We start from the raw sequence: 27000 nt of genomic DNA on the forward strand, positions 1-27000 counted from the left end.
TCCTTGACGTCACTATTGACGGCTCGTCAGGCGCAATCTTTAGTGCAACAATCGCACCAGTCTTGAACCTGCCGCCCTCAACCCCATTCGGTCAGGCTTCCAGCAGGATGCGCAGCATGCGGCGCAGCGGTTCGGCTGCCCCCCATAGCAGTTGGTCGCCGACGGTAAACGCGGTCAGGTATTCCGGCCCCATGTTGAGCTTGCGCATGCGGCCGATCGGCACGGTCAGCGTACCGGTCACTGCGGCCGGGGTCAGTTCGCGCATGCTGAGTTCACGGTCGTTCGGTACCACCTTCACCCACTGGTTGTGGGCGGCGATCAGGCTGTGAATGTCGGCCAGCGGGACATCTCTTGTCATTTTGATGGTGAGCGCCTGCGAGTGGCAGCGCATCGCGCCGACGCGCACGCACAGGCCGTCGATCGGAATCGGTTTGTCGCTGCGGCGCATGATCTTGTTGGCCTCGACCTGCGCCTTCCATTCCTCCTTGGACTGGCCGGACTCGAGCGCGACGTCGATCCACGGGATCAGGTTGCCGGCCAGCGGCACCGGCCAGGCGTCGACCGGGTAGCGGTCGGAACGGATAAAATCCGCCACCTTGCGGTCGATTTCGAGGATGGCGGAAGCCGGGTCGGCGATCAGGTCCTTCACTTCGGCATACACTGCGCCCATCTGGGCGATCAGTTCGCGCATGTTGCGCGCGCCAGCGCCGGAGGCGGCCTGATAGGTCATCGGCGACACCCATTCGACCAGGCCGGCATCAAATAGCCCGCCCATTGCCATCAGCATCAGCGACACCGTGCAATTACCGCCGACATAGGTCTTGACGCCATTGGCGATGCCGTCCTGTATGACATTCTTGTTGACCGGGTCGAGGATGATGATGGCCTCGTCCTTCATCCTCAGCGTCGAGGCGGCGTCGATCCAGTAGCCATTCCAGCCCGCCGCACGCAGCTGCGGATAGACTTCCTTGGTGTAGTCGCCGCCCTGGCAGGTGATGATGGTATCGCAGGCCTTCAGTTCATCGATGCTGCCGGCATCCTTCAGCGGCGGCACGTCACGGCCGATGTCGGGTCCTTTGCCGCCGACGTTCGAGGTGGTGAAGAACACCGGTTCGATGTGATCGAAGTCGCGCTCTTCCTTCATGCGCCCCATCAGCACGGAACCCACCATGCCGCGCCAGCCGACCAGTCCTACTTTCATCATGTTCGTCTCCAGATAATCGGTCCGCGCATGCCTCGCAGGCCGTGCGCGGGAAAAATCACAGCGCCTTCACCACCGCGTCGCCCATCGCGCTGCACGACACTTTCTGCGTACCCTCAGTCCAAATGTCGCCGGTACGCAGACCCTGCGCGATCACCTTCTTCACCGCATTCTCGATGCGGTCGGCGGTCGCCAAGTCGGCGAAGGTGTAGCGATACATCATCGCCACCGACAGAATGGTCGCCAGCGGATTCGCCAGGTTCTTGCCGGCGATGTCGGGCGCCGAGCCGTGGATCGGCTCGTACATGCCCTTGTTGTGCTCGTCGAGCGAGGCCGATGGCAGCATGCCGATCGAGCCGGACAGCATTGACGCGGCATCGGACAGGATGTCGCCGAAGATGTTGCCGGTGACGATCGTGTCGAACTGCTTGGGCGCGCGGATCAGCTGCATCGCCGCGTTGTCGACGTACATGTGGGAAAGCGCGACCTCGGGATAGTCCTTCGACACCTCTATCATCACTTCCTTCCACAGCTCGGAGCATTCCAGCACGTTGGCCTTCTCGACCGAACACAGCTTCCTGCCGCGCTTCATCGCGATGCCGAAGGCGACGTGCGCGACACGGCGCACCTCGGACTCGGAATACAGCATCGTGTTGAAGCCGACGCGCTCGCCATTCCGCACCTCGATACCACGTGGCTGACCGAAGTACACGTCGCCGGTCAACTCACGCACGATCATGAGATCGAGACCGGACACCACCTCGGGCTTCAGCGAGGACGCACCCGCCAGTTCGGGATACAGCAGCGCCGGCCGCAGGTTGGCGAACAGGTTGAGCTCCTTGCGGATGCGCAGGAGGCCGCGCTCGGGGCGCAACGGACGATCCAGCGTGTCGTATTGCGGGCCGCCGACAGCGCCGAGCAGCACCGTATCGGCCTCCCGCGCGAGTTTCAGCGTCGCCTCAGGCAGCGGATCGCCCGCCGCGTCGTAGCCCGCGCCGCCGATGGGCGCGGTCTCCATTTCGATTTTCGCGCCGTCGGCACGCAGGACTTCCAGCAGCTTCACCGCCTGCGCGACGATTTCCGGACCGATGCCGTCACCCGGCAAGACTGCAATCTTCATTGTTGTGATCCACTAAATAACCAGGGGGCTTCCTGCTTGCGCCGTTCTTCGTATGCCTTGATCTTGTCGGCCTGCAACAGGGTGAGGCCGATGTCGTCGAGCCCGTTCAACAGACGGTGCTTACGCCCCGCATCCACATCGAACCGGATGCTTTCACCCGTTGGCGTGGTCACCGTCTGCTTGTCCAGATCCACTGTCAGGGCGTACCCCTCATTCGCTTCGCATTCGCGGAACAGTCGGTCTACCACCGCAGCGTCAAGCACAATCGGCAAGATGCCGTTCTTGAAGCAGTTGTTGTAGAAGATGTCGGCGAAGCTCGGCGCGATGATGGCAAGGACGCCATAGTCCTCCAGCGCCCATGGCGCGTGCTCTCGGCTCGAACCGCAGCCGAAATTGTCGCGTGTCAGCAGCACCGATGCGCCCTGATAGCGCGGCTGATTCAGCACAAAATCCGGATTCAGCGGACGGTCGTGATTCGACTTGCCCGGTTCGCCGTGGTCGAGATAGCGCCATTCGTCGAACAGATTCGGGCCGAAGCCGGCGCGCTTGATCGATTTCAGGAACTGCTTGGGGATGATCGCATCGGTGTCGACGTTGGCACGATCCAGGGGCACGACCAATCCATCCAACACTGAGAACTTACGCATCACTTGCTCACCTTCTCCAGTTTTTCGCCGCCTTTTTGCATCTTCTCGCCGACCCACTCGCCCGCCTTCTTGACGCCGTGCTCCGTCGCTTCAACGCCTTTCTTGATGCCACGTTCCGTTGCTTCCGCACCTTTCTTGATGCCGCGCTCCGTCGCTTCCGCGCCCTTCTTCACGGCGTCGCCCGTCTTTTGGACAACGCTTTTCTCTTCCGCCCATGCGCCTTGCGCCATCGCCAGCAACACCAACAACCCGAAGATTTTCTTCATCTTTCACTCCTTGCGGACATCGACGAAATGGCCGGCACACGCAGCAGCAGCCGCCATCGCCGGACTGACCAGATGCGTCCTGCCGCCCTGCCCCTGCCGTCCCTCGAAATTGCGGTTGGAAGTGGAGGCGCAACGCTCGCCCGGCTCCAGGCGGTCGGCGTTCATTGCCAGGCACATCGAGCAGCCGGGTTCGCGCCATTCGAAGCCGGCCTCGATAAAAATCCTGTCGAGGCCTTCGGCCTCGGCCTGCTGTTTGACCAGGCCGGAACCGGGCACCACCATCGCCAGCTTGACGTTGGGCGCGACCTTGCGACCCTTCGCCACGCTGGCGGCCTCGCGCAGATCCTCGATGCGGGAATTGGTACACGAGCCGATGAACACCTTGTCGACCGGAATTTCGGCGATCGGCGTGCCGGCCTGCAGGCCCATGTATTCCAGGGCGCGCGTCCAGTCGTGGCGCTTGACCTCGCTCGACGCGTCGGCCGGGTTGGGTACGCAGCCGCCGATGGTCGCCACCATTTCGGGCGAGGTACCCCAGGTGACCTGCGGTTCGATCTTCGCGGCATCGAGTTCGACCACGCGGTCGAACTCGGCGTCGGCATCCGAGTGCAGCGTGTTCCACCACGCCACCGCCTGGTCCCATGCGTCGCCCTTCGGCGCGTACGGACGGCCCTCGACGTAATCGATGGTGGCCTGGTCGACCGCCACCATGCCGGCGCGCGCGCCGGCCTCGATCGCCATGTTGCACAGGGTCATGCGCCCTTCCATGGTAAGGGCCCGGATCGCCGAGCCGCCGAATTCAAGCGCGTAGCCGGTGCCGCCGGCGGTGCCGATCTCGCCGATGACCGCGAGCGCGATGTCCTTCGCGGTCACGCCGTGGCCCAACTGGCCTTCCACCTTCACCAGCATGGTCTTCGAAGGTTTCTGCCACAGGCATTGCGTCGCCAGCACATGCTCGACTTCGGACGTGCCGATGCCGAACGCCAGTGCACCGAAGGCGCCGTGGGTTGACGTGTGCGAGTCGCCGCAGACCACGGTCATCCCGGGCAGGGTCAGTCCTTCCTCGGGGCCGATGACGTGGACGATGCCCTGGCGGATGTCGTCCATCTTGAATTCGGTGATGCCGAACTCGGCGCAGTTGGCGTCGAGCGTTTCAACCTGCAGGCGCGAAACGGGATCGGCGATGCCCTGCGATCGGTCGGTCGTCGGCACGTTGTGGTCCGGCACGGCAATCGCCGCATCCGCGCGGCGGGGCGTGCGGTGGGCGAGCTTCAGCCCTTCGAAGGCCTGCGGGCTGGTGACTTCATGCACCAGATGACGATCGATATACAGCAGGGTGGTGCCATCGGGTTCGACATGAACCACGTGGGCGTCCCACAGTTTCTTGAACAAGGTTTCACCGGGCATGCGGAATAAGGCCATACAGCGCGTAAAACGCTGATTATTTCATAGCTTAGGGGCCGCTGGCACGGGTTTTGTTCCGCCCCAGGCCGCATAGACCACCCAGGCCAGCGCCGCGCTGGCGGCAGCGAGGGTAAAGGTCCAGGCCGACCCCAGCGATTCCCAGGTCAGGCCGCTGGCCAAGCCGCCGATCGTGCCGCCGATGCCATAGGACAGGCTGGTGTAGAGCGCCTGGCCTCGCGCCTGGTGACGGCCACGGAAATGCTGGTGAACCAGCGCCACGGCGGAGGCATGGAAGGTGCCGAAGGTGAAGGCATGCAGCGTCTGGGCACCCCACACAAGCCAGGCCGATTCCACGCCCCAGGCGATCAGCAGGAAGCGCAGCACCGCCAGTGCGAAGCTTGCCAGGATCAGCCGACGCGGCGTCACCCGCGCAAAAACGCGCGGAATGACCAGGAAAATGCCGATTTCGCACAGCACACCCAGCGCCCACAACCAGCCCACGGTGGACTTATCGTAGCCGTGGTCGACCAGATAGATCGAATAGAAGGTGTAGTAAGGGCCGTGCGTCACCGCCATCAACATGCAGGCAGCCAGCAGCGACGCCACATCGGGACGCTTGACGACATCCCACACCGAGTGATGGTCGGTGGCGTGCGGCAGGATATCGGCCTCAGGAATGACCCGCGCGAACGCCAGGATGCCCAGCATCACCGCCAGCACCGCCCACGGCAGCCAGCCGATCGCCACATGATCGAAGGCGTAGCCCAGGCCCACCACCATCAGAATGAAGCCGACCGACCCCCACAGGCGGATGCGACCGTAGGTATCGGTGCGCTCGCCCAGATGCGACAGGGTCATCGCCTCGACAAGCGGCAGCGACGCGCTCCAGAAAAAGCTCAGCGCGGCCATCACCGCGAACATCCACCAGAAACTGCTGCCGAGAAATACGCCGCCGAACACCAGCACACTACCAAGCGCCGCGATCTGCACGATCGTCGTCCGGCGCCCGGTACGGTCGGCGATATGCCCCCAGATGTTGGGCGCAAAGATCCGCATCACCTGCAGCAGCGACATCAGCACGCCGATCTCGAAGGCATTGAACGCCAGCGAGCGCAGATAGAGCCCCCAGAACGGCGACATGGCGCCGACGAAGGCGAAATAAAAGAAGTAGAAACCGGACAGGCGCCAGTAAGGGAGATTGGGCATGAACTCTAACTGCCGCGGACGCGGCCAAAATGCAGCGCGCATTATGCGGCCACGGCCAGACGGTCGGAAGCTTAAAGCACACGCTTTCAATACATACCCTGGTATTGAAAGCGTGATCGGGCACGGTGCGACGATCCGGTACTCGCCCCGTGCCGGAAAACTTATTTCAGGATGAAAGTCAGCTTCATCCTGACGCCGTAAGTGACGATCTTGCCTTTCTTCACTTTCACGCTTTGGTCCATGATCCAGGCGCCGGTGATGTTTTCCAGCGATTCGGCCGCCTTGGCTACCCCCTGCTTGATCGCGTCTTCGAACCCTTTCTCGGAACTCGCCGAGATTTCGATGGTTTTTGCAATGCTCATGACCGTCCCCTTCCGCTTCGACAAGCTGAATGTGACTTCAGCCTATCAACTTGCCGCAGGATTCCAACTGCAAAATCGGCCTATTTCATCGCCGAACGCAGCCTGATCGTCTCGCCGGCTATCGCAAACACCCCGTTGCCCCGATGGTGCAAGGTCTGCGGGTTCTTGACAGCGGTGTCGACCCAGGCCCGCACCACTTCGAGAACGAAGAAATTGTAACGATTCACAAGCCGTGTGTCGGCCACCCGGCATTCGAGGTTGGCATAGCATTCGGCGATCAACGGTGCCTTCACTTCGGAAGCCTCGACCGCAGTCAGGCCGAATCGGGCGAACTTGTCGACTGTCTCGCCGGAGCAGTTGCCGACGCCCACCACCTGTTTCGCCAGATCCTGTGTCGGAATGTTGATCGCACATTCCTTCGTCGTCCGAAGCGCGTCGAACGAGGCATTACGCCCGCTGATCACGCAGCCAATCAACGGCGGCTCGAATTCCATCATGGTGTGCCATGACATCGTCATGATGTTGGGCCTCCCTTTGCGGCGAGTCGTCACCAGAACCACCGGCCCCGGTTCCAGCAGGCCGTAGACCTTGGACAATGGATAGGATCGTTTTGACATGATGGACGCCTCATGGAAACCTGACCTTTTCAGCGTAGCCCGTCTGGCCCCCTGTCACAAACTGCCACGTTCTGGAACGGCCGGGACACAGACCGGCCACACAGCCTCCCTACCATGCACATACCGCATGCACTCACCTGCATCCGGATATTTCAATCTCGATAGGAGTGACTCATGAAGCACATCGCACACGCCCTGGTTTTCGGCTCCCTTGCCGCCCTGTTCTCGGTTTCGGCGCTGGCCGACCACAACAGCCCCATGGGCGCAGGTTGGGCCAACATGCCGAATGACATCCACAACACGCAGATCGAAGACGACCTCAGCGGCGCCGAGTTCAGCGACTTCGTGCGCCAAGGCGCCGGTGCCGATACGGTGAACCGCTATCTGGATACGTCTACCCTGCAGTCGGGCGCGGGCAGTAGCGCCACCGCAAGCGGAGGCGGCCGTCGCTGACCGGACCGGCGCGCGAATCACTGCCGCCTGCCAACGAGACCGTGCCCCGAAGGGCACGGTTTTTTGACATATCGAGGGCGTGCCAGCCCGATTACCTCGGGCATTCTCATGCGAAGCCACCCGGCCGAAATGCGCCTTGTATCCAAAGGAGGCCTGTCCTACTTTTAAAGGACATCCTGCAAGCCCCCGAAGGAGAAGACCATGCTGCACGAATCAGCCGACATCAACCATCTGATCCGGGAGCCCAACCCCAATCCCGATTTTCCCGACGCCCCGATGGAATGGACCCGGGATGACGCAACGAACATCGCCCGCGAGGAGGGCCTGGCACTCACCGAAGACCACTGGAACGTGATTCGCGCCCTCCAGCACTACTACGCGCAACATGCCGACGACACCGTCATCAATCTGCGCGATCTGCATGACGCCCTGGACGAGCGCTTCCACCGTCAAGGTGGCGTGAAATACCTCTATACCTTGTTTCCCGGCGGGCCGATCGCGCAAAGCTGCCGTATAGCCGGCCTCAAGGCGCCGTACATCGCCACGGATCCCAGCTTCGGCAGCGTGGCCTGAGGCGCGATACGTCGCACACCGCTCCATTCACCGCTTGACGGGAAACCGTCGGTAACGCCCGTCTGGCCGGTTGCTGCCCCCTCTGCCCACATCTGTGAGGAATGCCGTGAGAGACCGGCACCTCGCTCACGATCGTTTCCCAAGTGCTTGATCAAACGCGCAAATAGACACATACTTCGCGCCACATACGGCTGGGTTTCCTTTTCTGATCCTTTGCACGATTCTGACGCCAGGTATAGAGCCCCTTCTGTGGCTTCCACATCCCACCCATCGCTGATCGATCTGCAGGATTTGCAACTGGACGACGCGCGTGCGTTACTGGAACACGCCGGACAAGACAGCGGCCAGGAAAGCGACGAACTGCCGCTCGCCTATCTGCAGCGCGTGATCAATGAACTGTGCGAACTCTCGCTCAAGGATCCCCTGACGGGCTTGGGCAACCGAAGGCACTTCATCGCGACGCTCGAACGCGCAATCGAGGTGGCGGCCCGCTCCGGGGAATCCATCCTGCTGCTGCTGCTCGACATCGACCACTTCAAGCACATCAACGACACCCACGGCCATCTGGCCGGCGACCAGGTATTGCAGGCCGTCGCCGCCTGCCTGGGCCACTGTGTGCGGCCCATGGACACGGTCGCGCGCTATGGCGGCGAGGAATTTGCCATGATCCTGCCCAACTGCCGGCCCAACTGCGGGCGCGCAGTTGCCGAGCGTGTGCGCCGCACGATCGAATCGCTGTCCATCCCGGTGACACCGCTGGTCAACCTGCATGTCACGATCAGTATTGGCGGCGCCTATGCGCCGGAATGGGTGCGCTCCACCACCGATTTATGGATCGAGCGCGCCGACCAGCAGCTCTATCGCGCCAAGGCCGACGGACGCAATCAGGTGTTTCTCGACTTGCCGTATGAGATTTCGGTCAGTGCCGAGGAAAAAGGCTTGCTGTTCGGCCATTTCGTCATGGATCAGGCAGCGACGACGCCAGACAGCGCACCTGACGGGGCAGGTCCCGGAAGCCATTCCCCTCATCGAGTCAACGCATGAACGACCTGCTCACGCCACCCCTCTCCGGCAAGCAGGACACAAGCCCTCTCCCGCTCAAGCCGCTTGGCAAGGTCATCGCCGTCACCAGCGGAAAAGGCGGCGTCGGCAAGACCTTCATCTCGGCCAATCTCGCTGCCGCTCTGGCCCAGCGTGGGAACAAGGTCCTGGTGCTCGACGCCGACCTCGGACTCGCCAACCTCGACGTGGTGCTCAATCTCTACCCCAAGATCACCCTGCACGACGTGTTCACTGGCAAGGCCAAGCTGGAAGAAGCCGTCCTGCAGACGCCAGGCGGATTTTCGGTCCTACTGGCAGGGTCCGGCCTGGTCGAATATTCGCGGCTCACCCCCGAGGTACGCAACGAGTTCCTGCGCATCATGAGCAGTCTGGTGCCGAATTACGACATCGTATTGCTGGATACCGGCGCCGGGATTTCAGATGTGGTGCTGTTTGCCGTCTCGCTGGCTTCCGAGGTCCTGATGGTCGCCACCCCCGAACCGACCTCGCTCACCGATGCCTACGCCACCATCAAGGTGCTGGTGGGGCAACAGCAGCGACAAACCGTGCGCATTGTCGTCAACCAGGCTTCCCGTCCAGGCGCGGGGCTGCCGATCACCCACCAGCTGCAGCATGTCCTTGACCGTTTCGTCACGACCGTGACCGGTCATCCCGTCCGCCTGGTCCACATGGGGGATATCCCGATCGACCCCGAGGTCCGCCAGGCTGTGATGCGGCGGCAGCTGCTGATGCAAAACGCCCCGGGATGTCCGGCGGGGCAGGCCATCGCCCAACTCGCCACCCGACTGGAAAAAACCGTCATGCCCAAGCTGGCCTAGCCTCGCCGCCCGGCAAACGGGCTGCCTCAGGCGATCGCGGGACCGGCCTTCACCAGCGCCATCACCTTGTTCGGATCCATGTGAAGCAGTGCGGCAATTTCATCGAAATCGTCCGGCAAGGCTGCGTCGTGCCAGCCATGGGCAGAATGTCGGGCCAGATTGACCGCCAACATGACATTGCGCACACGGATCGATTGCGCCAGCGCCGGATCCATCAGGTTTCTCAGCAATTCGGGCAGGCGCCATGTAATTGTCAACTGGCGCTGCAACTCCAGGCCGGCAAAACCCAGCACCAGCGTCTGCGCGTCGGCACTACGCATGGCGTGGTCGGTTGCCTGCAATTTCTGGATTTCGAGCATCCGCTCGGGACTGAAACACCACATCAGCATTTCGGATACATGGGTGAGCAGCGCGGAGACCTGCACCTCTTCCGCATGCATGTCGTGCAGGCGCAATGCCCAGTCGAAGGCGTAATACGCCGAACGCTGCGCCCGCCTGACCGTGCGCAACAGATACACCAGCGCGGCACGGTGCTCCTTCAGCATTTCTTCCGCGATCGGCATTGCCGGCACTTCGCGGAAAAACGTGTCCAGCCCCATCATGAGCAGCGCCTGTTTCACGTCGACCAGCTCGTGAGTCTGGTTTCGGCGCTTGTGCGTCTGCATGTAGCGTAACAATTTGACCGTCATCAGCGGGTCGTCGGTGACCACGTCGGCAACCGCGCGTGCGTTGAGTTGAACCTCGTCCTCGCGCAGCCGTTCCAGCTCGCGCGCGGTTCGCTTCAGCACAGGGATATCGGCCCGTCCCAAAAAGGCGAGCCAATCAGCCAAGCTTGCGGGTTGCAGCGCCATCATCCTCCCCTTTGGTCCGGCATGAATGCATTGTAGTGAGGCCTACACGAAAAACCGACGGGCGGCAGGAGAAACGCACCCTTTCACCTTATGCAGACAATTCGAGACGTCTCATTTTGTCTATCGGCGCCGTTTGCCATCCCTTGAGGGTCTGCGCATCCGCAGCCGCCACTCAGAGCAACGGCCTGAAGTAATCCACGCCGAATGCCACGGCCTGTTCCAGCGTGTATAAGCTATGGCTCTGCCAATCGCCCCCATGCCATTGGGCGGCGGCGTCAACGTCTTTCAGGAAGATCATCTCGGTGCACAGGCTGTGCGCGGCGCTGTCGCCCGCAGGCGCCTGCCAGCGCACGCCCACCTGCGCTGCGGCCGGGCTGGCGCCCACGATGCGCTCGCCGTGCTGCCTGATCGTGACCGCATCCCCCGTCACCCGGCAATGCGAACGGATGCGTACCGGACAATCGAACAAGGGGCTGACAGCAAGCGCATCGACCGCGCACATGGCATAAATCGAGTGGCCATTGACCTCGAGTGCATGCGGCGTGATTTCCGATGTGACGGGGTAGGCCCCGAGGATGTCACGCCGGTCTGCGGACAGCACGACGAGATCATCGTTTCCCAGCCGGGCAAGTGCCGCGTCAACCTGCATGTCGCCCACCTGGGCGGCGATCTCCGCCCGGGAAGGTGGGCGTCCGCGCACGACCAGAGACACGATCACTGCGCGATGCAAGGCCCTGAATGCCGGCGCGTGGCGGTCCTGGCGCGCCTTCAGGGGCAGCAATTCGTTCAGCCGCAGCACGGAGGATTTGACTGATTCGCTCATCTCATTCGAGAGGGTGGGGCGACGCACACCCTGTCACTCGCGGTACACAGGCACGCGGGTCTTCGACAAGCTTATTTCAGATTGCTGGACGAGAACAACAGCACCTGGCCCGCAAGAAAATTCACGTGGACGGAATGTTTCTCATCGCCCCACTGGCAGCTGCGCACGCCCATCACATCGTCACATCGATCGGGCGTCCCGATCAGCTGGACGACCTCATCATACGGCATGCCCATGGCGATCTTGTTGTAATTTTCCAGCGTGAGATTGCTGCAGCCTGACATCGTCAGGACCAGGCCCAGTAGCAAGACAGTCAAGGTTTTCATGGGCACTCCAGGAGGGTCGTCACAGGGTCTCTGCGCTGCATCGGGCATCTCACAGCAAGTCAGGCAGACGGGCGTACGCGTGCCAGATAGTTGCTCGCCAGGGCCTTGTACAGCGGCCGCGGGCACACGACCCGCGACACGGCGGTGGCCAGCAGCGTGGACAGCATCAGGGGCACCACCATGTCATGGTTGCCGGTCATTTCCATCACGATGACAAACGCGGTGATGGGCGCCTGGACCACGCCGGCAAAATAGGCCGCCATGCCGATCACGATCAATGCGCCGGCATCCGCCTGGCCAAGCATGCCCGCCACGACCTGGCCGATTCCCGCACCGGCCGACAGGCTGGGCGCGAACAATCCGCCGGGAATGCCGCTGACGAACGACACGAAGGTCGCCAGCATTTTCCATATCCCGTATCCCGCCGATACGGTTCCCGTGCCTTCGATCAGACGCTTGGCTTCCACGTAGCCGCTGCCGTAGACAGCGCTCCCGGATGCGAAGCCGATCAGCGCCAGCGTCAGGCCACAGAGCGCGGCAAACTTCACGGGGTGGGTGCGAACGAACACCCCCGCCCGGCCCGGCAGGCCATGCGTCGAGAAGGCCAGCAGCAGACGGCTGAATCCCCCGCCCAGCAGACCGCCAGCCAGCCCGCACAACAACACGCCGAACCAGCCGGACGCTCCGGCGAGCGTGGAATTGGTCGCACCGAAATACGTGTAGTTGCCCTGCACATAGACTGCGGCGAGGCCGGCAATGATGACCGCCGTGATCAGGGTGCCGCTGGAACGCTCCTCGAACGACCTGGCCATTTCTTCGATGGCGAACACGATCCCCGCGAGCGGCGTGTTGAAGGCCGCCGCCACGCCAGCGCCCCCGCCAGCAACAATCAGGCCACGCTCCATCAGATGACGAGGGAAACGGACCAGCCAGCGCAGGTTGTACAGCAGCGCAGCGCCCACCTGGACTGTGGGGCCTTCGCGACCCACGCTGGCACCGCCTGCCAGGCTGATGCAGGTCAGGAACATCTTGCCGATGGCCACGCGCAGGGACAGCACCGCGTCGCGATCGCTGCCTTCGGACATGCGGATGGCCGCGATCGTCTGCGGAATGCCGCTGCCTTCCGCTCCCTTGAAATAACGCTGCGTCAGCGCAGCCACGCCGGCAAGCGTCAGGGGCGTGACCAGGAAGGGCAGCCAGGGGGACGCTGCCACCACCGAGCGGAACAGCGTATGCGCATAGTCGCTGCTCAGGGCGAACGCCGTGGCTGCCAAGCCAACGGCGACTGCCCCGCTCCAGAAAAGCATGTGGCGCAACCACAGCCGCAACGAAAGCAGACCGACGCGGTGACGCTTCTGGACGTAGGGGAATCGGGGGCGGGGCCAAGTCATGACGGCCCATATTAACCCACCCGTTCGAAGCGTGTCTCGACGGCATGATCAAGTGTGGGAAGGTATCCAGGATGCAGGACTCTACCCGTTCAGAATCCTCCGATATAGGCGTACCCGTCGTTCTGTAGCTTGACGATGCGCGTATAGCCGTCGTGGACGATCGTAACCCCGGGCAGGACGTCGTCGGCCGTCCAGCCCTTCGATTTCATCACGCTGTGGCAGATTTCCACGCTCACCCCAATATCCAGCAAATCCTGGGTGATCTTCGCATTGAGATTGACCGCGAAGGGATCGCCGACGACATCGCGATAGGTCGTGTCGATGAGCAGATACTGCGCTGCCTCGCCATGCAGTACCAGATGGATGTCGAGTTGCGGTGGCGCGACGCCCTGCTTGCGATAGGCTTCGATCAGGCCGCGCGCATAGAACAGTCCTTTGCTGATGCCTGCTGCCGTCTCGGCGGAATGGATGTCGTACACCACTTTGTAATGCGCATGCGGATCGACATTGACCAGCGTCCGTGCCGACAGTGCGGGTTCGAGCGCCTGCCCCATCGCGGGTGCTGTCAGTCCCAGCATGCAGCCGATCACACAGATGAATTTCGTACAGTTCATTGTTGGTCCTTCGTCATTACATGTGGCGTGGAACCTTCGGGCTCACGACCGTTCGGGACGCGATTATTGCGCCGATGCATGCCACGTATGTTTCCGTGCCCGGATCAGAACCAGAACGATGTGTCCTTCATCAGGAATTCCACATGCGGCATGTAGTGGGAACCATCGCATGAAAACGTCACGCTCACCAAGCCGTTGAAAATATTGATCGAGGCCATGCGCAGATAAAAAGTCGGATCGGTGAGCCGCAAGGCCTGCATCGTGCCGAGTATCCGGCTGATATCGCCCGGCGGGATGGCTGCGTCGGCAGGATACGGACGCGAGGGATAGATCAGGCAGATATCCGGGTCGTTCAGTGCATCCGCATCCAGAATGCGATAGCGGAAGGGATCGTCCACAGTCCAGATCGTTGCCTGGCTGCTGGAAAAGTGGATCTGGCATTGAAACATGCCGCGCTGCGTCAGCAATTCCTCGAGGATGGACAGGGCCTTTTCCAGATTACCATCCATCGGGCTTTCCACCCGGCACTGCTGAAATACGGTACCGCGGATCGCAGGATCGCCTTTCACCTGCCGCCAATATCCGGGCTCTTCATAGAGCACGGACGTCACCGGCAGATTGCGCAAGTCGAAGTCGGCCCCGAGATAGCCGAGAGTCTGGCTGTCCTGGCTAACGGCCTGCAGCGCGGTAAGCGAAGGGCGGTGCCGGTTCAGGCCGATGTAGGCATCCGAGAGCAGAAACCCCCACACCGGCACCGCCTCCTTCATGTAGGGGCGTTGCGAGCGGTCGCGCCCGAGGTAACCTGGCTCGATTCCATGCTGGCCGACGTTGTTGCAGATCTGAACCCCATCGACCCCTACGCAGTAAAGAAAGGAACAATGCGGAATGCCGTCAAAATGCGCGACGAGAACGGCATCCAGCGCCTCGCCATCGCCCCATACCGGTGCGCAATGCCCGGCCAGTTGCGCCAATGGCTCGCGCAGGATGCCGGCCAGTTCTTCACGTTGCAGGTAGATGCTGTCTTTCCATGAATTTTTCATGAAGTTTCCACCTCCTCCAGGGAAACGGCATGTCTGTGCTCGACACAAGCAAAGTCGATGCCCATGACGAGCGAGCAGCCGGTTGGATAGGAGGCGGTCGGCAATAGTTCAGCGGGGCGTCCGGCATCGCCGGACAGAAAACTGCGTCAGCGACGGCAGCCGCCTGTCAGGACTCAGCGATGCGCCGGGCGATATGGGCCAGGGCCTCCTCCACCTGATCGATCAGGATCAGGCACAGGTCGCCGGGCTTCAGGTGCGACAGGGCGATATCGATGGCCAGGAATTCGCCGGTGATTTCGGTGATGTCGCGCGTGCGCGGTGCGTCGCGCAGCCCCTCCCGCAGCAGCGCCAGCACCTCTCCTTCGGCACGGCCGCGCTGGCACTGGTCCTGATAGAGGATCGCCTCGTCGAATGCCGCGCCCAGGGTACGGGTCTGTTCGCGGATGTCCTCGTCCCGCCGGTCGCCTGCGCCGCTGATCACGACGATCCGGCGTTGTGCCGGCAGGGCGTCCACCGCCCTGACAAGGGCAAGAATGGCATCGGGGTTGTGGCCATAGTCGGCGATGAGCGTGGCGCCACGGTAATCGAACAGGTTGAAGCGGCCGGGGACGTTCTGCGCCGTGCTGTCGAAGCTGTGCAGGCCGCGTCGGATGACGTTCCAGTCCAGCTCCAGCGCCCAGGCAGTAGCCGTGGCCGCCATCGCATTCTCGATCTGGAAACGGATGGTGCCGCCGCGCGTCAGCGGGATCTCCGCCAGCGGCAGGCGTTGCTCGCTGTCGCCCAGCGCCGCCACGAGGCAGTCGCCGTCCAGGTAGACCACCCGGTTCCCCTGGGCGCGATGGGCCGCGATGATGGGATGATGGGACTCGCCGGCGAAGAAGATGACCGATCCCGGGCAATGGATCGACATCTCGACGCACTTGGGGTCGCAGGCATTGAGAACTGCCACGCCGTCCGGCGCGACATTCTGTACCACGACCTGCTTGAGCACGGCGAGATCCTCCACCGTGGTGATGAAGTTGAGGCCGAGATGGTCGCCCATGCCGATATTCGTCACCACCGCGACCTTGCAGCGGTCGAACGCCAGACCTTCGCGTAACAGCCCGCCGCGGGCGGTCTCCAGCACCGCCGCGTCGACATCCGGATGCAGGAGGATGTTGCGTGCGCTTTTCGGGCCGCTGCAGTCGCCGGTGTCGATGCGCCGGCCCTGCACATACACGCCATCCGTTGCGGTCATGCCGACGCGTTTGCCGGCAAGCGCCAGGAAATGGGCGATCAGGCGCACGGTCGTGGTCTTGCCGTTGGTACCGGTCACCGCCACGATAGGAATACGGCCATCCTCGCCGGGCGGAAACAGGGCCGAGACGATGGCCTCGCCCACTGGCTGTCCCTTGCCGTAGGAGGGCATGAGATGCATGCGCAGGCCCGGCGCCGCGTTGACCTCTACGATCCCGCCGCCCTGTTCTTCGAGCGGCTTGTGCACGGTCTGACAGACCGCATCGACGCCGCAGATGTCCAGTCCGATCATCTGCGCGGCCTCCACCGCGCGGGCCGCCACGTCGGGATGGACATCGTCGGTCACATCGGTCGCCGTGCCGCCCGTGCTCAGATTGGCGTTGTTGCGCAGGACGACGCGTTCGCCGATGGCAGGAATGGAGTCGGCGCTGTAATCCTGCACGGCGAGGCGGGCCAGCGCGATATCGTCGAGCCGAATCCGCGTCAGCGAGGTAGCATGCCCTTCGCCGCGGCGTGGGTCGCTGTTCACCTGCGCGACGAGTTCGCCCACGGTATGCACGCCATCGCCGACCACATGCGGCGGTTCGCGGCGGGCCGCGGCGACCAGACGATTGCCGACCACGAGCAGGCGGTAGTCGTGGCCCGGAATGAAGCGTTCCACCAGCACTTCCTCGCTGATCGCCGCCGCGGCGCCATAGACCGCCATGAAGTGTTCCCGCGTCAGGATGTTGACCGTTACTCCTTTGCCCTGATTGCCGTCGCGCGGCTTGACCACCACCGGCAGCCCGATCTCGCAGGCGGCCGCCCAGCCCGCCTCGGCATCGGTCACGATCCGTCCCAGCGGCACCGGCACGCCCGCAGCCTCCAGGAGCGTCTTGGTGAGATCCTTGTCCTGGGCGATCGCCTCGGAAATGGCGCAGGTCGTATCCGTCTCGGCGGCCTGGATGCGCCGTTGGCGGCTTCCCCAGCCGAACTGCACCAGGCTGCTCGCCGTCAACCGCCGATAGGGAATACCGCGCGCGACGGCGGCCTGGACGATTGCGCCGGTGCTCGGGCCGAGGCGGACGTCTTCGTCCAGTTCCCGCAAGCGCGCCAGGGCGCCCTCCAGATCGAACGGAGCATCGTCGCGCGCTGCCCGGCACAGCGACTCGGCCAGTTCGAGCGCGAGTCGGCCGACTGCCTCCTCGGTATATTCGAAGACAAGCTGGTAGGTCCCCGTCTCGACCGTGGGCGACGTGACGCAGAAACTGACCGGACAGCCGGCCTGTGCCTGCAGGCCGAGTGCGGCAAACGCCAATGCATGCGCCACGGAAATATCATCCTCTTGTCCGATCGGGCACATCGGACCAATTTCCGGAAAGCGCGCCCGCAAGCGCGCCTCGAACCCGCTGATCGAGTCGATCAACCGCTCCTCGGGCGCACACTGCGCCAGCGCCTCGATGACCGTGTGCCGGCTCCAGAGATTGGGCCCGCGCAGTGCTCGGATGCGTGATATTTCCATGAACGCCTGTTCCTGTTGGGTATCCCGCGGCAGGCTCGCCCTGCCGGATCGTATTCCTAGTAGTTGGTCTGGATCGCAGGGGTGGGTAACGAGACGCAGGTATCCATTGCCGCACGAATCAGTTCCGGCGGAATATCGAGCGCCAGCGCCACCCCCACTGCGGCGAGAACGTGCAAGGGCTGAAGCATCGGTTTTCCGCTCATAGCAGGGTGCAGGGCAGCCAGGTTGAAGAGCGGCGTCTCGCCCGTGGCACCCGCGACGACCACCTGGTTGTCGTGGAGAAACAGAGCCCGGCCGCCGCCCGCACAGTGCATGTCGATCACTGGCAGCCCAGGATCGAGGGCATAGAACAGCACTGTCCCATCGCACAGCGAGGCCAGTTCGGCCACGGCCGGGTCGCCCGCATGCAGAACCGCCACCCCGTCGGGCAGGACCAAGTCCACCTGGGTGCGCATGACCGTGTACATCTGTTCGGGTTCGCGAATGTAGTACTCCGCGAGCGAGGCGTCCATCTGCAGGTCGGTCACCACGCCGACCTGGCAGCGGTCATAGGCATACCCTTCGTGAAGGATCGAGCGGGCATCGTGCTCGAAGACGGCGGCATCCACGCCCCGATTCATCAACAGTTGCCGACCCGCACGCCAACTTGCGCAATTGCCCGGCTTGACCTGACGCAGCCCCAGATAAAGCCCGTCGCGACAGGCCAGTCCCGTACGCTTGCCGGTACAGGCAATCAACTGGGCGACCACATGGGCGATCGAGGCGCCCCCCTGCGAGCCGCTGATGCCGACAATGGGAATGCGGCCACTCTCCCCATCGGGAAACAGGTGATCGACGATGGCACGGCCCACCGGACGGGGACTGCCCTCGGCAGGCTTGAGGTGCATGAGCAGCCCCGGCCCGGCGTTTACCTCGACGATGGCGCCGCTCTGTTCCGCGAGCGGCCGCGAGACATCCTGCGCCACCATGTCGATGCCGGCGACGTCGAGTCCGATCACCCGCGCGGCGAGAACGGCCGTTTCCACTACATCGGGGTGAAGCGTGTCGGTGACATCGAAGGCGACATTGCCATTGCGCTGGATCAGGACGGTCTGTCCCGCTGCCGGGACGTCGGTTGGCGCAACCCCCTGGCGCGCCAGTTCGAGACTGACCGCCGGGTCTTCGTCGATCAGGATCCGGTTGAGCGGGTAGTCTTCCGTCACGCCGCGCCGCGGATCAGTATTGAGCTGGCGGTCGATCAACTCGGCGATGGTCGAGCGACCGTCGCCCTTCACCCAGGCTGCCTCGCCGCGCGCCGCTGCGACGACGCGCGGGCCAACCACCAACAGCCGATGTTCGTTGCCCGGCACATAGCGCTCGACGATGACCTCGCTTCCCTCCGCCAGGGCCAGCCGATAGGCCCGTTCGACATCGTCCCGGGTGGCGAGATCGAGGGAAACGCCCCGGCCATGGTTGCCATCCACCGGCTTGATCGCGACCGGCAGGCCGATCTCCTCCGACGCTTCCCAGGCATCTTCCGGGCTTTCTGCAATACGGCCGTCCGGGACCGGTACCCCGCAGGATTTCAGCAAGCGCTTGGTCAGGTCCTTGTCGCTCGCGATGCTTTCGGCAATCGCGCCTGTCAGGTCCGTTTCCGCAGTCCAGATGCGGCGTTGACGGGCGCCGTAGCCCAACTGGATCAGGTTGCCCTCGGTCAGGCGTATGGACGGGATATGGCGGCTGACCGCGCCATCGACGATACAGGCCGTGCTCGGCCCCAGGCAGCGCCGGTCAGCCAGATCACGCAGACGCGCCACAGTGCCCTCGATATCAAACGGGCGATCCTCGATGGCGGCCATCAGCAGGTCGCGTCCCGCCTGCAGGCAGGCACGTCCGACTTGTTCATTGCGCGTCCGTACCGCCACCTTGTAGATGCCGCGTTCGGCAGTCTCGCGTGCCTTGCCGAAGCCGACCTTCATGCCGGCCAGGTTCTGCAGTTCGATCGTGATGTGTTCGAGAATATGGGCCGGCCAGGTTCCCTCGCGCAGACGCAGCAGAAAGCCGCCGCGCTCGCCGACACCGCAACGATGCTCGATCAGGCCGGGCAGCCAGCCAGTCAGGCGCTCGTACAGGCCGGGAATCGTGTTGGAGGGCGAATCCTCGAGATCGCCGATGTCGACCCAGGCCTCCAGCACAGGCCGGTAGGTCCAGATATTCGGTCCGTCCAGATGTGTGACACGCAGGAATTCAATGGTTTTTCTGTTCACGACGCGCGACGTCCGGACCGGACGATGAAGTGAAATGCGGCAGGCATGGAAAGGCGGATCGGGACGCTGGGGCTTCGCCGGAAAAGATTGTTGTTTGCTACGTTCAGGTTACACGGAACCACGCCGCGCAGCATACAATAAACCCCGCTTTGCCGGGGGCTGGTCGGATGCAGATGTACAGGGAAAAATGAAAAAAATTTATTGTCGCGCCTGCGGGTACGCCCTCCCCCGGCGCAACGCCATTCACCCATGATCCGTACACCCCCTCCCCTGCCTGGTGCCTTTGCAAGCGCCACCGATACCTGGCAAGCCGAACTGGACGTGCGGCTTGCTGCCGGCGAGCCGATCGTGGCCACACTGGAGCCTGATCTCGACGCCCATCTGGCTTTTGCCGCGGAACGGCTGGTCCTGACCGACCGGCGCCTGCTGGCCCGGTCGGCGGGGGACGCGGGCTGGGCAGACTGGCCGTTGCGGCCTGGCCTGTCCCTGCAGCACCACGACCATGCCGGCGTGGGCACGCTGGAACTGCACGACACGGCCTCGCGCCTGGCCAGCTGGCGCTTCACGCTGGTGCATAACGGAGCGGCATTGCGGTTGGCCGACCGTTTTGCGGCGGAATTGACAGCCCATCTCTCCGGCCAGCCGGTGCCCGCCCCGGATGAAACCGTCTGCCCTGCCTGCAAGACGCCGCTGCCGCCCGATCAGACGGAATGCCCGCTGTGCAGCCGCGAACTGCACGAGGCACCCTCGACCTGGACCCTGTTCCGGCTGTGGCGCTTTGCCGGCCCCTATCGGGGCCAGCTCCTGGCCGGGTTCCTGCTGACCCTGGCCGCCACCGGCGCCACGCTGGTACCACCTTACCTGACCATGCCCTTGATGGACAAGGTGCTGATTCCCTACCAGAACGGACAGTCGATCAATACCGGGGTCGTCGCCCTGCTGCTTGCCGGTCTCTTCGCATCCGCCCTGCTGGCCTGGGGCCTCGGCTGGGCCCGCACTTACATTCTCGCCCGGGTCAGCGAACGCATCGGTGCCGACCTGCGTACCGCCACCTACGAGCACCTGCTACAGCTCTCGCTCGAGTACTTCGGTGGCAAGCGCACCGGCGACCTGATGGCGCGCATCGGGTCGGAAACCGATCGCATCTGCGTCTTCCTCTCGCTGCATCTGCTCGACTTCGCCACCGACGTGCTGATGATCGCCATGACCGCGGCGATCCTGTTCTCGATCAACCCCGCGCTCGCGCTCGTCACCCTGCTGCCGCTGCCCTTCATCGCCTGGATGATCCATCTGGTACGCGACCGCCTGCGCACCGGCTTCGAGAAGATCGACCGCGTCTGGTCGGAAGTCACCAACGTGCTGGCCGACACCATCCCCGGCATCCGCGTGGTAAAGGCTTTCGCCCAGGAAAAGCGCGAGGCACAGCGCTTCCGCGAGGCCAACCGTCACAATCTGGCCGTCAACGACCGCCTCAACAAGACGTGGTCGCTGTTCTCGCCCACCGTCACCCTGCTTACCGAGATCGGCCTGCTGGTGGTGTGGGCCTTTGGTATCTGGCAAATCGCCCACGACCAGATCACGGTCGGCGTGCTCACTGCCTTCCTCGCCTACATCAGCCGCTTCTACGGCCGCCTCGACTCGATGAGCCGTATCGTCTCGGTGACCCAGAAGGCCGCAGCCGGCACCAAGCGGATCTTCGATATCCTCGACCACGTCTCCAGTGTCCCCGAGCCGACCCGGCCGACGCACCTCGATCGGGTACAGGGCCGGATCGAGATCCGCGACGCGTCCTTCCGCTACGGCAACCGCGGTGTGATCCGCGGCCTCAACCTGGACATCCAGCCAGGCGAGATGATCGGTCTGGTGGGCCACAGCGGCTCGGGCAAGAGCACCCTGGTCAACCTCATCTGCCGCTTCTACGACCTGTCGGAAGGCACCATTCGCCTCGACGGCACGGATATCCGTTCCCTGCCCGTAGCGGAATACCGCCGCCACATCGGCCTCGTGCTGCAGGAACCCTTCCTCTTCTTCGGCACCATCGCCGAGAACATCGCCTACGGCAAACCCGATGCCTGCCGTGCGGAGATCGTTGCCGCCGCCCGCGCCGCTCATGCCCACGAATTCATCCTGCGCCTGCCGCACGGCTACGACTCGCTGGTGGGAGAACGCGGCCAGGGTCTGTCCGGAGGCGAGCGCCAGCGCATCTCCATCGCACGTGCGCTGCTGATCGATCCGCGCATCCTCATTCTCGACGAGGCGACCTCCTCGGTGGATACCGAGACCGAAAAGGAAATCCAGAAGGCACTCGACAACCTGGTGCGCGGGCGCACCACGATCGCCATCGCCCACCGCCTGTCCACCCTGCGCCAGGCCGACCGGCTGGTCGTCATGGATCGCGGCCGGATCGTCGAGATCGGCAACCACGACGACCTGATGGCACGCGAAGGCCATTATTACCGTCTATACCAGGCCCAGGCACGCAACGTCGACACCGACCTGGACGAGCTGCCCACGGCCAGCGCCGAGGCCAAACCCCCTATGCCGAAGTGACCTGCCATGACGACCGCTCCCTTCCAACTCACCCGCGACCCGCATGGCCGACTCCTGCTGACCGCGCCTGACGGCAGCGTGCACGCAGGCGTGCAGCCCGTGCGCGCCTTCCCTCTCGCCGCGCCGGCGGAGGGTATTGCACTGATGGGCACGGACGGCCACGAACTGGTCTGGATCGACCGTCTGAACGACTTACCCGAGGCGACGCGAAACCTGCTCGAAGCCGAACTGGCCAGCCGCGAATTCATGCCTGAGATCCGCCGCCTGCGGCAGGTCTCCACCTTCGCCACGCCCAGCACCTGGACGGTCGAAACCGACCGCGGCGAGACCCGCTTCATTCTCAAGGGCGAGGAAGATATCCGCCGCCTCGGCGCAACCGCCCTGCTTATCAGCGACAGTCACGGCGTACAGTACCTGATCCGCGACCTGTCCAAACTGGACAAGACCAGCCGCCGGCTGCTCGACCGCTTCATGTAAATCCGACCAGACCGACATTCCCATGAATCCCGACAATACTTCCGTCAGCGGCGGCATCCTGATCCACACGCAGGGCGAGGCCGGCCTCGCCACCACACGCCGCGATTTCCTCGTCTTCCTCGCTTCGCTTGAACTCGATCGCTTGGTGGAGGTTCACCGGGAAGACCTCGCCCTTCGCTTCCATCTAAGGCCGGATGTCGCGCAAGAATGGGCGCCCGACTTCGACACCACCCTGTTGAGCCAATGGCTCAACCTCGACACTGGAGCCAACGTCGCCGACCTGGAACGGGAGATTCTGGCGGCCATGCTGGTGGGGCCAGTGGCTTTCGAGTTTCCAAGTTACGCAGAGGCCATTTCGGCGATCCACATCCGGCGCAACATCGTCCAGGCCGCACGCCGGACGGCACTCGATTTCCACACGACCGAGGCCGAGCGCCCCGAGGATTACTGGACCTACGTCGAGGGCAAGGGCTTCACCATCCTGCCGGGCCGGTCGCTGATCGAAGGCTTGGTGAAGGCCACCCAGCCCGAAGTGTCCGGCCAGCTCTATGCCTTTTCCTGCTACCGGGCGACCGAATACGTCATTCTGCTCGCTCTGGCCCAGGAACTGGCTGCCCGCAACCCCGCATTGCTGCAGCGCCTGCAGCGCCAGTGGGAGAGCCGGCCCATCATGTCTGGACAATTCCATGATGTCTTCCTGCATGAATACGGCGCCATGGAAACCCCGTTGCCGCCGAAATACTATGTCCCCGGCGACCGCCTCTGGTTTCGCAACCCCGATGAGCGCTCCGCCGACGTGACCGGTTATGAAGGCTCATGGGTGTTCTATCTCGGGGACGGACTGTTCAGCAATTTCTGGAAACGCGACCGGCCGTTCAGCCTGACGACGAAATGCCTGGAAATCTTTCACTGGCGGCACGGAGCCTACGTGGATGACCAGGGCGAGCTGCAGATGGACGAGAAGATCGTCGAGGAACGGGTTCGCGCCACGCAGAACGATCCGACAGAAGTGGCGCGCATCCTGCAGCGCATGCTGCGGCTGCGCGATCCCAAGGGGATCTATCAGGAAGGGGGCTGCATCGACACGTCCCGGGAATACCCCCGCTGCATCCATCCCGCCACCGCAGACATCCGGCTACCCGAGCGGCCCTTCGAACGCTGGGAGAAGTTTTTGCGCCTGCTGCGCGCCCGCACCCGCCTCAGGGTCGCCATCTGCGTCAGCCTGCCCCTTCTTGCTCCCAGCCACCATGCTGCGGCCGCCCATTCCCTTTCCGAGGAGATTCGCGAGGCATGCCACGCGGAACAGCTCGTCCGGATCGAAACCGGCATGGCGGCCTATCTGGGCATCCACCCCAAGTAATTCCCGGGACGGTTGGGCCGCTTGTTGAATGCCCTGGCCGGGCATGACCCGCCCTACCGGTAGACCTGCCCGCCATGTTTGATCCAGCCCGAAGCATGGTGACCCTGCGGGTCCTGGTGCGTCCAGTGGATCACGCCGCCCTTCGGGTTCCATTCATACTCGCCGTAAAAGGCCACCGTATCCCCCGCTTGCAATGTCTCGATGCGCGCGGCCAAGTCGATGTTGTGCGCCACCAGCAGCGTACGCCCGGAGGCCAGCCGCAGGATGAAGCGCTGGTGCCGGCTGCCGCTGGCGTCATCCGGCAGCAGCTTCGCTACCGTTCCCTGCCCGGCCACCTGCAGGTTGTCGATGCGATGCGTGAATGCGTGTTCGAGGACGGCATCGCTGTCGTCTTGCTCCGCCTGCGACACGTCGTGCGAAGCCGTGGCCGCGCGGACGCCCGACGGATGGAGGTTCGGGGCAAACGTGAAGTAGGCGGCGACTGCGAGCGCGGCGATCAACAGGAGTCTGTTCATTCCTACTCGACGCGGTTGCGGCCATTGCGCTTCGCGCGGTACAGCGCATCGTCGGCACGGCCGAGCAACGCCGACGCGGATTCGCCGGTCTGGTACATGGCGACGCCGAAACTGGCCGTCACACACCCCACCCTTTCAAACACGTTTTGCGCCAGCGACCGGCAGATCCTGCCCGCAACCAGACGGGCTGCCTCGAAATCGGTCTGCGGCAGCAATACCGCGAACTCCTCTCCGCCCCATCTCGCCAGCGTGTCGATGTGGCGCAACTGTCCCTGAATGTGTTGCGCCACCCCACGCAGTACGATATCGCCCTGGTTGTGTCCCCAGGTGTCGTTGATCTGCTTGAAGCGGTCGATGTCGACGATGAGCACCGAGAACGGCACCGCGGGCAGACGGCAGTGCCGTTCCTGCTCGGTGAGCAGCAATTCCTCGAAGCGTGCCCGGTTGGCCATCCCGGTCAAGGGGTCGGTCGCGGCGATTTTCTCCAATCGCGCCGTCTTGTTTTCCAGTACATGGATGATTTCGCGCAGTTCCAGCGCATGGTGGTGCATCAACTCGGCCCATCGACTGTAGGCCACGCCAATCAGATCGCGCTGGGTGATGATGCCGATCAATTCCCGGTTTTGCGGGTCTTCCACCACCAACCGCTTGAAATTCAGGTCGCGCATGGCCGCCACCGCTTCGCCCACTGTCAGGTCGCAGGTCACAGTACGGAGCGGGACCGACATGTGAACATGCACCGGGTCCGTCAGCGCCACCTCGTCGTGCAGCAGGCGGATGGCATCGCGCGTCGTCACGATGCCGACTCCCACGCCCTGCTTGGTCACGACCACCGCATCGTCCTGATCGACCAGACATGCCAGCACGTCGCCGATCAGCGTATCGTACGGCATCTTCTTGACCTCATGGCGACGCAGCAGATCGCGCAATTGTTGGCGCTGCAGCATGGTCTGCGGGTCAAGGCTGGCGAGAATATCGGTATTCGAGACGATGCCGAACAACGTGTTCGACTCGTCGATCACCGCCGCGTAGCCATGCGCGTCGTCGAACAGTTCGATCACATCCAGCAGATTGCTTCCCTTGGCGATGTAGGGAAGGGCGTGGTAGCCCACGTCGCTAATCGCGGCATCGAGCCCCAGTTGTGAGAAGCGGAGCCGCACCACGTCGGACGCAGTCAACAATCCATAGCCGCCCGATGCCTCCTCCACCACCACGTTGCGCACTTTGTACTGAGACATCTTCTGCAACGCATGGCGGACCGCCACACGGGGCAGCACACTCACGATATCGGTCGTGGCCAATTCGTCGATCAACGGAAAAAGCATCTGTCTCGCTCCAAACCTGCCCTCACCCGTGAAGTCAGCCAGACTGGACTGCCGTTCTCGGCGTGGCTTAGTGTTTTTCGTTCCGGCAAAAGACCGGAGCCTCCGGCTGTACCTCAGCCCCGCGAGGGAGGCAGGCTGACGATGACAGCGCCCCCCTCCTTCTTGTCCACCACCAGCACGCCTTTTTTATGCGCATCGTCCAGGATTTTTCCAAATGCGTTGTAGCCGTATTCCGACTCGCTGAATCCCGGGCGTATCCGCTTGATGGTGCTCTTGATCAGCGACGCCGAGATGGAACCTTCGCCACCGCGCTCCGCCACCAGTTGCTCCACCGTACCCACCACGAGTTCGATCGCCTGGTTCTTCTTGTCTTCGGCACTCGGTTCGGCCACTGCAGCGACCCGCCCTTCGTCGGCTGCAACCGGCTTCTCCGACATCGGCCGGGTACGTCGTCGGGGCGGACTCTTGGATGTGCTGACGGCCGCTTCTTTGGCCGGTGCTGCCGGCGCCGGCTTTCTGGCCGGCGCTTTGGATGACGCTCTGATCTGCACCAGATCCTCGTAAAAGATGAACTCGTCACAGTTGCCGATCAGCAGCGACGAGGCCGAGCCGCGCACCCCGATGCCGATCACGCTCTTGCCGTTCTCCTTCAGCTTGGAGATCAGCGGCGAGAAGTCGGAATCCCCGCTGATGATCACGAAGGCATCGATGTGCGATTTGGTATAGCAAAGGTCGAGCGCATCCACCACCATGCGAATGTCCGCCGAGTTCTTGCCCGACTGCCGCACATGCGGGATCTCGATCAGTTCGAAGGCCGCCTCGTGCATGTCGCGCTTGTATTCCTTGTAGCGGTCCCAGTCGCAGTAGGCCTTCTTCACCACGATACTGCCCTTGAGCAGCAGGCGCTCGAGCACCGGGCGAATCTTGAACTCGGGATAGCTGGCTTCCTTGATGCCGATCGCCACGTTCTCGAAATCACAAAATACGGCAATGTTGCGGATATCTGGTGTCGCCAT

At 63.2% G+C, this 27000-nt stretch carries 26 protein-coding genes; 7 read left to right on the forward strand and 19 right to left on the reverse strand.

What is annotated here, in order from left to right:
* Positions 1 to 91: 91 nt before the first annotated feature.
* From asd to B058_RS0100785, 8 genes are all read right to left on the reverse strand, one after another.
* Complete coding sequence (asd, locus tag B058_RS0100750; protein WP_018506549.1) at positions 92 to 1204, reverse strand: aspartate-semialdehyde dehydrogenase; 1113 nt, start codon at positions 1202 to 1204, stop codon at positions 92 to 94.
* A 55-nt stretch (positions 1205 to 1259) separates the two neighbouring features.
* Positions 1260 to 2321 (reverse strand): 3-isopropylmalate dehydrogenase, encoded by a 1062-nt coding sequence (gene leuB, locus B058_RS0100755; protein ID WP_018506550.1) that lies wholly within the window; start codon positions 2319 to 2321, stop codon positions 1260 to 1262.
* Complete coding sequence (leuD, locus tag B058_RS0100760) at positions 2318 to 2968, reverse strand: 3-isopropylmalate dehydratase small subunit (RefSeq protein WP_018506551.1); 651 nt, start codon at positions 2966 to 2968, stop codon at positions 2318 to 2320. The genes leuB and leuD overlap by 4 nt, the downstream gene beginning before the upstream one ends.
* Positions 2968 to 3234 carry a hypothetical protein gene (locus tag B058_RS16135; protein ID WP_018506552.1) on the reverse strand — a complete coding sequence of 89 codons (267 nt, stop codon included), beginning with the start codon at positions 3232 to 3234 and terminating at the stop codon, positions 2968 to 2970. The genes leuD and B058_RS16135 overlap by 1 nt, the downstream gene beginning before the upstream one ends.
* Before the next feature lie 3 nt (positions 3235 to 3237).
* Positions 3238 to 4641 (reverse strand): 3-isopropylmalate dehydratase large subunit, encoded by a 1404-nt coding sequence (gene leuC / locus B058_RS0100770; protein WP_026240520.1) that lies wholly within the window; start codon positions 4639 to 4641, stop codon positions 3238 to 3240.
* A 39-nt stretch (positions 4642 to 4680) separates the two neighbouring features.
* Positions 4681 to 5844: an MFS transporter gene (locus tag B058_RS0100775; RefSeq protein WP_018506554.1), complete on the reverse strand. Its 1164-nt coding sequence runs from the start codon at positions 5842 to 5844 to the stop codon at positions 4681 to 4683.
* Positions 5845 to 6005: 161 nt separating this feature from the next.
* A complete protein-coding gene (locus tag B058_RS0100780) occupies positions 6006 to 6206 on the reverse strand; it encodes a dodecin family protein (RefSeq protein WP_018506555.1) in 201 nt (66 codons plus the stop codon).
* An 80-nt stretch (positions 6207 to 6286) separates the two neighbouring features.
* Positions 6287 to 6823: a flavin reductase family protein gene (locus tag B058_RS0100785; RefSeq protein ID WP_026240521.1), complete on the reverse strand. Its 537-nt coding sequence runs from the start codon at positions 6821 to 6823 to the stop codon at positions 6287 to 6289.
* Between the two features lie 174 nt (positions 6824 to 6997).
* Between B058_RS0100785 and B058_RS0100790 the strand changes: the two genes are divergently transcribed.
* The 4 genes from B058_RS0100790 (at position 6998) to B058_RS0100805 (ending at position 9729) form a co-directional block, all read left to right on the forward strand.
* The gene (locus B058_RS0100790; protein ID WP_018506557.1) at positions 6998 to 7276 is read left to right on the forward strand and encodes a hypothetical protein; all 279 of its coding nucleotides are present in this window, start codon (positions 6998 to 7000) and stop codon (positions 7274 to 7276) included.
* A gap of 201 nt (positions 7277 to 7477) precedes the next feature.
* Complete coding sequence (locus B058_RS0100795; protein WP_018506558.1) at positions 7478 to 7849, forward strand: TusE/DsrC/DsvC family sulfur relay protein; 372 nt, start codon at positions 7478 to 7480, stop codon at positions 7847 to 7849.
* A gap of 249 nt (positions 7850 to 8098) precedes the next feature.
* A complete protein-coding gene (locus tag B058_RS16140) occupies positions 8099 to 8893 on the forward strand; it encodes a GGDEF domain-containing protein (protein ID WP_018506559.1) in 795 nt (264 codons plus the stop codon).
* The gene (locus tag B058_RS0100805; RefSeq protein ID WP_018506560.1) at positions 8890 to 9729 is read left to right on the forward strand and encodes a MinD/ParA family protein; all 840 of its coding nucleotides are present in this window, start codon (positions 8890 to 8892) and stop codon (positions 9727 to 9729) included. The genes B058_RS16140 and B058_RS0100805 overlap by 4 nt, the downstream gene beginning before the upstream one ends.
* A 26-nt stretch (positions 9730 to 9755) precedes the next feature.
* On the opposite strand, the gene B058_RS0100810 is transcribed toward B058_RS0100805, so the two are convergent.
* From B058_RS0100810 to B058_RS0100845, 8 genes are all read right to left on the reverse strand, one after another.
* A complete protein-coding gene (locus tag B058_RS0100810; protein WP_018506561.1) occupies positions 9756 to 10583 on the reverse strand; it encodes an HDOD domain-containing protein in 828 nt (275 codons plus the stop codon).
* Positions 10584 to 10752: 169 nt separating this feature from the next.
* Positions 10753 to 11403, reverse strand: coding sequence for an organomercurial lyase (locus B058_RS17170; protein ID WP_018506562.1), 651 nt, complete (start codon positions 11401 to 11403; stop codon positions 10753 to 10755).
* Between the two features lie 71 nt (positions 11404 to 11474).
* Entirely contained in the window at positions 11475 to 11729 is a 255-nt protein-coding gene (locus B058_RS0100820; protein ID WP_018506563.1) for a hypothetical protein, read from the reverse strand.
* A 59-nt stretch (positions 11730 to 11788) separates the two neighbouring features.
* Positions 11789 to 13120 carry a chloride channel protein gene (locus tag B058_RS16150; RefSeq protein ID WP_051081994.1) on the reverse strand — a complete coding sequence of 444 codons (1332 nt, stop codon included), beginning with the start codon at positions 13118 to 13120 and terminating at the stop codon, positions 11789 to 11791.
* A gap of 89 nt (positions 13121 to 13209) precedes the next feature.
* Complete coding sequence (locus tag B058_RS16155) at positions 13210 to 13734, reverse strand: DsrE family protein (protein WP_018506565.1); 525 nt, start codon at positions 13732 to 13734, stop codon at positions 13210 to 13212.
* A gap of 104 nt (positions 13735 to 13838) precedes the next feature.
* Positions 13839 to 14774, reverse strand: a complete 936-nt coding sequence (locus B058_RS0100835) for a PDC sensor domain-containing protein (RefSeq protein WP_018506566.1) — start codon at positions 14772 to 14774, stop codon at positions 13839 to 13841.
* A 166-nt stretch (positions 14775 to 14940) separates the two neighbouring features.
* A complete protein-coding gene (cphA, locus tag B058_RS0100840; RefSeq protein ID WP_018506567.1) occupies positions 14941 to 17511 on the reverse strand; it encodes a cyanophycin synthetase in 2571 nt (856 codons plus the stop codon).
* Positions 17512 to 17567: 56 nt separating this feature from the next.
* Positions 17568 to 19757: a cyanophycin synthetase gene (locus tag B058_RS0100845; protein WP_018506568.1), complete on the reverse strand. Its 2190-nt coding sequence runs from the start codon at positions 19755 to 19757 to the stop codon at positions 17568 to 17570.
* Between the two features lie 249 nt (positions 19758 to 20006).
* On the opposite strand from B058_RS0100845, the gene B058_RS0100850 reads away from it, so the two are divergent.
* From B058_RS0100850 to B058_RS16160, 3 genes are read left to right on the forward strand one after another with little or no spacing between them, the layout of a single operon-like run.
* The gene (locus tag B058_RS0100850) at positions 20007 to 22307 is read left to right on the forward strand and encodes a cyanophycin metabolism-associated ABC transporter (protein WP_018506569.1); all 2301 of its coding nucleotides are present in this window, start codon (positions 20007 to 20009) and stop codon (positions 22305 to 22307) included.
* Between the two features lie 6 nt (positions 22308 to 22313).
* Positions 22314 to 22784 (forward strand): cyanophycin metabolism-associated DUF1854 family protein, encoded by a 471-nt coding sequence (locus B058_RS0100855; RefSeq protein WP_018506570.1) that lies wholly within the window; start codon positions 22314 to 22316, stop codon positions 22782 to 22784.
* Positions 22785 to 22806: 22 nt separating this feature from the next.
* Positions 22807 to 24144 (forward strand): hypothetical protein, encoded by a 1338-nt coding sequence (locus B058_RS16160; RefSeq protein ID WP_018506571.1) that lies wholly within the window; start codon positions 22807 to 22809, stop codon positions 24142 to 24144.
* Positions 24145 to 24197: 53 nt separating this feature from the next.
* Here B058_RS16160 and B058_RS0100865 read toward each other — a convergent pair whose 3' ends face one another.
* From B058_RS0100865 to B058_RS0100875, 3 genes are all read right to left on the reverse strand, one after another.
* The gene (locus B058_RS0100865) at positions 24198 to 24659 is read right to left on the reverse strand and encodes a DUF3465 domain-containing protein (protein ID WP_026240524.1); all 462 of its coding nucleotides are present in this window, start codon (positions 24657 to 24659) and stop codon (positions 24198 to 24200) included.
* Positions 24660 to 24661: 2 nt separating this feature from the next.
* On the reverse strand, positions 24662 to 25984 hold the full coding sequence (locus B058_RS0100870) for a diguanylate cyclase domain-containing protein (protein ID WP_018506573.1): 1323 nt from the start codon (positions 25982 to 25984) through the stop codon (positions 24662 to 24664).
* 113 nt (positions 25985 to 26097) lie between these two features.
* A complete protein-coding gene (locus tag B058_RS0100875; RefSeq protein WP_018506574.1) occupies positions 26098 to 27000 on the reverse strand; it encodes an NYN domain-containing protein in 903 nt (300 codons plus the stop codon).

The organism is Thiobacillus thioparus DSM 505 (genome assembly GCF_000373385.1).
In the GTDB taxonomy this organism is placed as follows: domain Bacteria; phylum Pseudomonadota; class Gammaproteobacteria; order Burkholderiales; family Thiobacillaceae; genus Thiobacillus; species Thiobacillus thioparus.